Source organism: Undibacterium sp. TC4M20W (assembly GCF_049340245.1).
Taxonomy (GTDB): domain Bacteria; phylum Pseudomonadota; class Gammaproteobacteria; order Burkholderiales; family Burkholderiaceae_D; genus Undibacterium.
On sequence record NZ_JBMPPI010000023.1, the window covers coordinates 89,872 to 97,775 of the forward strand.

At 48.8% G+C, this 7,904-nt stretch carries 8 protein-coding genes and 1 pseudogene; 3 read left to right on the forward strand and 6 right to left on the reverse strand.

Annotation, left to right across the window (positions count from 1 at the left end; all coding sequences use genetic code 11):
* Positions 1-9: 9 nt before the first annotated feature.
* Together ACO0LL_RS22615 and ACO0LL_RS22620 are read left to right on the forward strand one after the other, a co-directional pair.
* Positions 10-987 (forward strand): MBL fold metallo-hydrolase, encoded by a 978-nt coding sequence (locus ACO0LL_RS22615; RefSeq protein ID WP_422953074.1) that lies wholly within the window; start codon positions 10-12, stop codon positions 985-987.
* Between the two features lie 216 nt (positions 988-1,203).
* Positions 1,204-2,118 (forward strand): LysR family transcriptional regulator, encoded by a 915-nt coding sequence (locus ACO0LL_RS22620; RefSeq protein ID WP_422953075.1) that lies wholly within the window; start codon positions 1,204-1,206, stop codon positions 2,116-2,118.
* An 86-nt stretch (positions 2,119-2,204) separates the two neighbouring features.
* Here ACO0LL_RS22620 and ACO0LL_RS22625 read toward each other — a convergent pair whose 3' ends face one another.
* Positions 2,205-2,846: a tRNA-uridine aminocarboxypropyltransferase gene (locus tag ACO0LL_RS22625; protein ID WP_422953076.1), complete on the reverse strand. Its 642-nt coding sequence runs from the start codon at positions 2,844-2,846 to the stop codon at positions 2,205-2,207.
* A gap of 113 nt (positions 2,847-2,959) precedes the next feature.
* Here ACO0LL_RS22625 and ACO0LL_RS22630 point away from each other — a divergent pair, with 113 nt between their 5' ends.
* A complete protein-coding gene (locus ACO0LL_RS22630) occupies positions 2,960-4,291 on the forward strand; it encodes a hypothetical protein (RefSeq protein ID WP_422953077.1) in 1,332 nt (443 codons plus the stop codon).
* A gap of 50 nt (positions 4,292-4,341) precedes the next feature.
* On the opposite strand, the gene ACO0LL_RS22635 is transcribed toward ACO0LL_RS22630, so the two are convergent.
* The 5 genes and pseudogenes from ACO0LL_RS22635 to ACO0LL_RS22655 form a co-directional block, all read right to left on the reverse strand.
* The gene (locus tag ACO0LL_RS22635) at positions 4,342-5,820 is read right to left on the reverse strand and encodes a radical SAM protein (RefSeq protein WP_422953078.1); all 1,479 of its coding nucleotides are present in this window, start codon (positions 5,818-5,820) and stop codon (positions 4,342-4,344) included.
* A 1-nt stretch (position 5,821) separates the two neighbouring features.
* On the reverse strand, positions 5,822-6,748 hold the full coding sequence (locus ACO0LL_RS22640) for a tetratricopeptide repeat protein (RefSeq protein WP_422953079.1): 927 nt from the start codon (positions 6,746-6,748) through the stop codon (positions 5,822-5,824).
* Complete coding sequence (locus tag ACO0LL_RS22645; protein WP_422953080.1) at positions 6,732-7,505, reverse strand: prolipoprotein diacylglyceryl transferase family protein; 774 nt, start codon at positions 7,503-7,505, stop codon at positions 6,732-6,734. The genes ACO0LL_RS22640 and ACO0LL_RS22645 overlap by 17 nt, the downstream gene beginning before the upstream one ends.
* Positions 7,506-7,562: 57 nt before the next feature.
* On the reverse strand, positions 7,563-7,763 hold the full coding sequence (locus ACO0LL_RS22650; protein ID WP_162042198.1) for a hypothetical protein: 201 nt from the start codon (positions 7,761-7,763) through the stop codon (positions 7,563-7,565).
* Positions 7,764-7,785: 22 nt separating this feature from the next.
* Positions 7,786-7,904 (reverse strand): annotated as a pseudogene (locus ACO0LL_RS22655) (IS701 family transposase); the annotation flags it as partial.

Here is a 7,904-nt window from a genome sequence, read left to right on the forward strand (position 1 = left end):
AGGAATTTCGTGAAAAAAATCAAACTCGCTACCCTCCTCTTGCTGGCTGCATTGGCGTCAACTTTTGCCACTACAGTTACGCTCGCGGCAAATAATGACATATCAAAAGAAAAAATCGTCCGCCTCGCCAATATGACTGAAGTCAGTCCAGGTGTACATGTGATTGAAGACAGACAGCATATTTTTCTGGTGCCGAATGTCACTATCATCACCGGCAAAGACGCAGTCCTGGTAGTCGATACCGGGCTGGGTGCAGCAAGCGCACAACTTGTTTTACAAGAAGCGCGCAGGCTGGCGGGAGACAAAAAAATCTATCTGACTGTGACGCACTTCCATCCTGAACATGGTTTCGGGGCGCAAGTCTTTAAGGGCCAGGCAACGATAATCTACAACCGCGCCCAGCGTGATGAATTGCGTAAAAAGGGCCCAGTTTTCCGTACATTGTTTTCTGAAAAATTGGACGTCAGCGAAGCAATGAAAGATGTGAATTTCGTAGAACCAGATATTACCTACGAAAACGAAGCCTCGATTGACCTTGGCGGACGGGTAGTAAAACTCAATTACTACCAGGCGGCGCATACGCTTGGGGACCAGGTGATCTCGATTCCAGAACAGGGCGTCGTGATATTAGGCGATCTGCTGGAAACCAAATCCTTTCCCATCATGCCCTGGTTTCCTGATTTGCAGGATACAGATGTTGATCCGTTGAACTGGCGCGAGATTTTTCGAAAGATCGCTGCGACCAGGCCAAACATCGTCATTCCAGGACATGGCACGATAGGCACCGCGGCGGACCTGGAAGCTTCAGCGCAACACATGGATTTTGCTCGTGAAGAGGTTGCCAAGTCTTGTGCTGCAGGCAAGCAACTGCCTGACATCCAGAAAGAGCTGGCACCCGTCCTGGCAGCCCAACATCCCGATTGGGATCTGAAGGACTGGATAAGCATGGAAATTCAGGTGTACTACGAGCGCCTGTGCCGCAAATAAGGCTACTGGGAAAGAAATTCGATAATTAAGTGTAGTAAGTTTGCCTGACGCTGTCAGTGCTAAATTCGCTTTATTTGCTACACTTGTTAACAACAAAAAATTCCTAAAATATGTCTGATATATGTCTGATATATGTCTGATACATTGTGCCAGGAGAGCTTTGCCATGAGCTCGCAGCAAAATAACGGATGTCTGCCAAAATAGAAAAATTGATATATGGATTTCCACGGGATAGACCTTAATCTGCTGGCCGCCTTCGATGCCCTTGTCAACGAGCGCAATGTGACACGCGCTGCTGCGCATGTCGGTGTCAGCCAGCCTGCAATGAGTGCTGCGCTGTCCCGACTGCGCACGCTGTTCAATGATCAGTTATTCCTGCGCAGCGCGCATGGCCTGCTGCTGACACCAAAGGCAAGAGATCTCGCAGAACCTGTTTCACAGGCATTAAAGCAAATTGAAAAAGCGCTGCTACCCAAACCCCGCTTCGAACCAGCGAATGCATCAATTACATTCACGCTTGGCTTGTCTGAGTATCCTGCCTTTGTCTTATTACCCATCATTGTGAAAGCGATGGAGAATCACGGGAAGGGGATATCCCTGGCGGTGCATGGAATAGGCAGCCGCGACAGTGCGGTCGATTTACTGGATGCAGGAACGATTGACGTTGCAATTGGGGCACCGCCCAGTGTTGCTGAAAAGCGGATATTGACACAGACAATCATGCGTGACGAATTTATTACCATTGTCCGTCGAGACCATCCTGAAATGACAGATGACATGAATATGCAAACATTTCTCAAGCTAACTCATTTGTTGGTATCGCCAGAGGGTGACCGCTATGGCATGGTCGATCAAGCATTGGCACATCTGGGCAAGCGCCGCAAATTAGGGCTCACCTTGCCACAAATGTTTGCGGCACCTTCAGTCGTCGCAAAGACAGATATGGTCTCAACTGTACTGAAACGCATAGCCCAGCATTCCTGCGACTGGCGCAAGCTGGCTGCATTTCCGCCACCTGTCGCCATGCCGGAAATCAACTATGATTTGATGTGGCATAGTCGCAATGATACCCATCCGGCACAGCAATGGCTGCGCGAACAAATTGCACTGACTGCATCAACACTTCGATAATACCGATTGGATTTCGCGCACGTCGCTTAGAAACACATCCCTGCACGGCAATAGCCGGGATAAGCTGCTCAATCACTTTATGACAATCAAGCGGAATCAATTAATGCCGGGTTAATCCGGAACCCCATCTGCTGCCCGACAAACCCATCAAACGCCTCAATCAAGGGATGATATTTCCCCTCATCCTGCTCCAGTTGCATCAATGCATAACAAGCCGCCTCCAGTGTCGATAACTGATCTGGAGCATGGGCCTTGCGTATGCGGTAGTGCGAGGCTGGCATGTCTTGCAGGCTCAGGCGGGGTAGTTGTTGCAGCAGCGGGTTCAGGTATAGCATCTTGCGGCTTTTGCGCCAGGTTGCATCGATAATCACCAGACGTGTATTCGTCAATACATGGTCTTGCGCAACAAATTCTGCTGCTTCGTATTGCAGGTCTTGCGCGTCATTTTGCGTGGTTGCAGGATAAAGCAATACAGCCTGTTTGCCATCAGCTTGCAGCAGGTCAGTCAATAATTGTTGATCAAACTGCTCGCCTTCCACCATCCTTGAATCTTGCAGGCACAGGTCCAGCAGGCGTGCGCTACCCTTGGCATTGTTGACTTCCAGGGGATGTTGCAACAGTAATACTTCGGGTGCATTGGCAATGCTGCAAACCCAGTTGCATATGCAGGCTGTGGATGGGCGCAGGCATTGCGGGCAGGATTTTCTTTTGGGCTTGGGTTCTGACATGCCAACATTGTGAAGGATTGTTATTTAAGCGGCAAGCTTGAAATGGTTTCAGGCAAAGTCGTAAAGGTATCGTCTATCATGATCAGAACCTCTGACACTTTATTTCTAGTCTTATGAAACTCCCAACTATCCTTGCAGCAAGCCTGCTAGTGGCCACCAGCGCTTGTGGCGGTGGCGGCGGTGGCTCGACTGCAGCGACAACTACCGGCACCACGACTACAGGTACCACAACTGGTACTACAGGAACAACCACTGGCACAACCACGGGTACAGGCACGGGAACTACTACAGGCACAACGACTGGTACTGGAACCACGACGGGCACCACCACTGGCACAGGTACGGGTACTACGACCGGCACGGGTACGACTACAGGTACAGGCACGACAGTCGTCACGCTGGAGAAAAAAGCCGCTGCACTGGCAGCCAAGCTCGGCAAGCCTACGCGTTTTCTGGTGGGTCTGGGCAGTGCCGATCTGGCGGATGTACAAAAGCAAAACATTACACCAGACATCTATGACCAGTACCTGGTCGGTGTCGGTGCTGGTTCCTGGCCAACCTGGAACAGCCCTTCTGGTGCTTATGTGCAAATCGTTGCGCAAAATGCCGACAAGCTGGGTGCCATCCCCATGTTCACTTTGTACCAGATGGCCAGTAATGGTGACGGCAATCTCAGCGGCCTCACCAATACGACGTTTATGAAAGGCTATTGGGACAATGTACGTCTGATGTTCCAGCAAATCAAAACCTATGGTAAACCGGTGCTGGTCAATTTTGAGCCAGACTTCTGGGGTTATACGCAAAGGATATCCAATAACGCCGACCCGGCCACCGTGCCAGCTCAGGTCAACAATAATCCTGACTGCGCGAACCAGCCGAATAGCGTCGCCGGTATCAGCCAGTGCCTGATGCAAATGGCGAGAGCCATTGCGCCAAATGCGTATGTTGGCTTTCCCCCTGCCCTGTTTGAAGACCTGCACTCAACTGCCATGTCTTATATGCTGAAGCTGGGTGCCGACAAGGCAGATTTCATCGTCATGCAAACCCTGGACAGGGATGCCGGCTGTTTTGAAACCGTACCCCAAGTGTCTTACTGCTCACGCACAGGCACAGGCTGGTATTGGGATGAATCGAATCTGACTTCACCTAATTTCAAGGACCATTTTGCGCTGGCTAAAACCTATTATCAGGGCTTGCAATTGCCTGTCCTGTGGTGGCAAACCCCGCTGGGTGTGCCATCGACCCAGATAGGCGGCTCGTCAGGTAAATACCGCGACAACAAGGTGCGTTATTTCTTGACCCATGCATCGGAAATGGTCGCAGTTGGTGGCCTGGGTGCCGTGTTCAGCACGGGCGAAGTGAACCAGACTTCCATCAATACCGATGGTGGGCAGTTCAAGACTTATTCAACCAGCTATCTGGCCAAGCCTGCTGCCTTGCCATGATATAAGACATGCCAACGCATGCCAGCCTTGCTTACACAGGCTGGCATTACTCAGTTGATTTCTACCAGCGGGATGTGTTTCTGCTTCTTCCCTTCCGGCAGTCTATCCATGGTTTGCCTCGCAATGCTGCTGCGTATCTCTTTGAGCCTGCTGGCTTCCCTGTACAACAGGTTATAACTCTCAAACGGTATCATCTTCCCATCCGGCAGGGCGAAATGGATGCAAGACTTTTTCAATGCGCGTACGTCCAGGGAATAAGCGTCCATGAACTGCACGATCAACACGCGAAAAACATTGTCATATTTGAGGTTTTGCGGCGCCGAGATCAAGGGCAGACAACACATCAATTCAGACAGACAATTGGCCTGTGACTCTGGTGAATGATTGGTCGAGAAGAGTTTAAAAATCTGGTCTTTCATACCCTGCTTTAAATTCTCATCTCGCTCAAAGACGATGGTATTGCCACTGCCCTCCACTAAAGACTGCGGGTCAAGATAGCGAGTCAGTGGCACAGTTTTTTCTTCTGTCTTCAAGGCGTATGCCATCGCCAGCGTATCTGGATTACAAGGTACAGGTACGATATCCTTGAGACTGAACAGGCTGCATTGCTCGGTAATTTTTCTGCGTATTTCTGATACTGTCAATCGATGCAGGCGCGGGTCATAGTTCTCGACACGTCCTGCATCCTGTATCGGTTGCAAGGTCACGCCGCGTACGCATTTTTGGGTCAATCCAAAATTGATGATGTCGCCGATCTCATCATCATTCAAACCCTTTTTCAAGGTCACGACCAAAGTGGTAGATAGATTAACTGCATTCAGGTTTTCCAGCGCCTGCTGGCGTATGCGACGCAAGTCTGCACCGCGCAAGACCTTGTGCACTTCTGCCCGGAAAGAATCAAATTGCAGATAGACTTCAACACCCGGGGCATAACTCGCCAGGCGCTCAACAAAGGCCTTGTCCTGCGCGAGCACGATGCCATTGGTATTGACCATGACATGCTTGATAGGACGAGCCTTGGCAGCGTCCAGGATTTCCCAAAATTGCGGATGCAGCGTTGGCTCACCGCCTGACAATTGCATGACATCGGCCTCGCCTTCATTGGCAACTACCGTATCAAGCATCCTGATAATCTCAGCTAACGGCTTGTGCTGCTCGCGATGGGTACCGCTCTCGGCATAACAGACCGGGCAATTCAAATTACAGTTGTCGGTTATCTCTACGATGGACAGGCAGGAATGCTGCATGTGGTCAGGACACAAACCACAGTCATAGGGGCAGCCATATTCCATCTTGGTATTAAAGATTTGCGGCATTTCAGGATGCTTGACGAATACTTCGCGGCACAGCCTGTAGTATTCAACATCATCACTGACCAGCACGCGCTCAGTACCATGCGCGCTGCACCACTTGTCCATATAAACTTTATCATCCTTGAAAATGATTTTTGCTTCTACAGGATGCAGGCAGCTGGAACAGACCGAACTGGTGGTGTCGTAAAACAGATAAGGGCGGACTTTTCGGGACATATTATTTTTTACCCTTATAGTTAGTAGGATCGGGATATTCTTGTTCTGACTGGCGAACGGCCAAACGAAGTTCTTGTGCTATTGCCTTGGCTTCCTTGATCTGCTCCGAATTCAATGTGGCAGCAAATGCTGAGGCACGTTCTCTGTAATATTTGGGTAAAGGGCTGCGCGAGTTATCCAACAAATAAAGGAATGCTAAAGTTTTTGCATCTGAAAAATATTCATGACCAAACAAGCGCCATTTTCCCTTGGATGAAAACCCAGATTTCCCGCCGCAATGCAGGATAAATCTCGCAAACCAAAGATCAGAAATTCGTTCATTTCTTAAAACATATTTTCCGTCCAGATAGATGTTCTTCAAATCCTGGGCTGGATAATTCCAATTTTGCGAAAACGACGCTGCACATATTTTCTTTGCCGAATTTTCTATCAGCCTTATCCCTTCAGAATAAGAAAGTTCTATATCCCCTTGCTCCAGCTTAATCTGGTAGTCACTTTCGACAGGTGTCCCCTTAAGTAATAGCCATCCATAATAATACTCAGCATCTGGGTGTCCATCATCCGCGGCGCTTTTAATCAGAGCAATTCCCTTTTTTACGTCTTTTGGGAAATACCCAATATTCTTCAAATACTCTATACCAAGCTTGGTTTTGGCAGCAGGGTCATTTGCATTTGCTGCAATCACCAAATTATTATATTCAAGCTCGTACTTTCTCCTGCTTTCTTCTCTTGCAAGTTCCGCTTTCTTTGCAATCTTTTCTTTTTCCTGTACAGTTAATTCTCTAGGAACGCTGACTGGATTTGTATTATTCCTCGAGCCAGAGCTAGAGCTCGCCATCAAATAATGCACACAACCAGTCCCACCTATCAAGCTCAGCGCCACCATCAACATCGCAATAAGCGAATTTTTATTAAGGTTCGAGTCCAAATTTCTCTCCTGTATTCAATCTAAGCATCTGACGCACAAGCAAAGGCAGGTAAATCACAAGCGCAATGATGCACAAAATTTGTATGCCACTAAAATAAGAAAAATAATAGTAAGGTACAGGTTTAATGCCATCGACAAGCAAGCGCCAGAACAAATAACCAGCCAGGTACATTTTGAACATCAGGCCAGACTGGCTTTGCCAGGCCTGTCTGTATCGCCATAAATAGCTACCCCATGCCAGGACAAAAATCATGTCGTAAATCTGGGTGGGATGGCGCGCGATGCCATCACCAAAATCGATGCCCCATGGCAGACCCGTGGCATTGCCATAGGTGCCGTCGTTGAGCCCCGCCAGGAAACAGCCTATGCGGCCTATGACCGTCGCCACCATCAGGGGTAAAACAAAATTGTCGCCGGTTGATTGCGGTTGTTTGAGCAGGTACTTGGCAAACTCGACACCGATCAAACCACCCAGCAAACCACCGACGATGGATTGGCCTGACATCAATATTTGCAGATTATCTGTTGCTGCCGCCCACATGTGTGGGAACTCCATCCAGAAGGCCGCTTTATTGCCTATCGCAGCACCCAGTACACAGCCTATGATCACACCATAATGTCCGGGTGCCAGTATGCCTGCCTGTTGCTGATATGCGCGCTGACGGCGGTATAACTGCACGCCAATGGCAATTGCCAGCCATTCAAAAATGAAATGCAAAAGGTGGGCGGTACTTGCTGAAAATACGTAAAGTTTCATTGAATGCAGAACTGGAACGAAGCACGCAGAACGCTGCAGGCTGGGTAGATGAGTAATTTATTTGGACGCGATCTTACCAATTAATTTATACAGCAAAGCACAAATGAGCAAACCTGCAACGCCATAGGCGAGTGGAATGAGGCTGAAACTGATGACTGCAAAAAATATTCCAAACGCGCCGCAGGCACCAAAACCTACCATTGGGATAAGGCACAGGAGGATGAAGAATGCACGAACAAAGTTATTTAAATTGCGCATGACAAATAATATTTATTAGGACTTACGCAAAACGCATAGAAATAGAAGGATTTCTGAGTTGCTGACATAAGTAATGGTCCAAAAGGCCGTGTTTAATGCGATAAGCGGTTTGTTTGGTAGTTCTGGCAATGTCGGTGAGGC

Excerpts from the sequence above, each read along its gene's own strand:
- ACO0LL_RS22620 (WP_422953075.1), top strand. The coding sequence starts at position 1,204 with ATGGATTTCCACGGGATAGACCTTAATCTGCTGGCCGCCTTCGATGCC.
- ACO0LL_RS22625 (WP_422953076.1), bottom strand. The coding sequence starts at position 2,846 with ATGTCAGAACCCAAGCCCAAAAGAAAATCCTGCCCGCAATGCCTGCGC.
- ACO0LL_RS22630 (WP_422953077.1), top strand. The coding sequence starts at position 2,960 with ATGAAACTCCCAACTATCCTTGCAGCAAGCCTGCTAGTGGCCACCAGC.
- ACO0LL_RS22635 (WP_422953078.1), bottom strand. The coding sequence starts at position 5,820 with ATGTCCCGAAAAGTCCGCCCTTATCTGTTTTACGACACCACCAGTTCG.
- ACO0LL_RS22645 (WP_422953080.1), bottom strand. The coding sequence starts at position 7,505 with ATGAAACTTTACGTATTTTCAGCAAGTACCGCCCACCTTTTGCATTTC.
- ACO0LL_RS22650 (WP_162042198.1), bottom strand. The coding sequence starts at position 7,763 with ATGCGCAATTTAAATAACTTTGTTCGTGCATTCTTCATCCTCCTGTGC.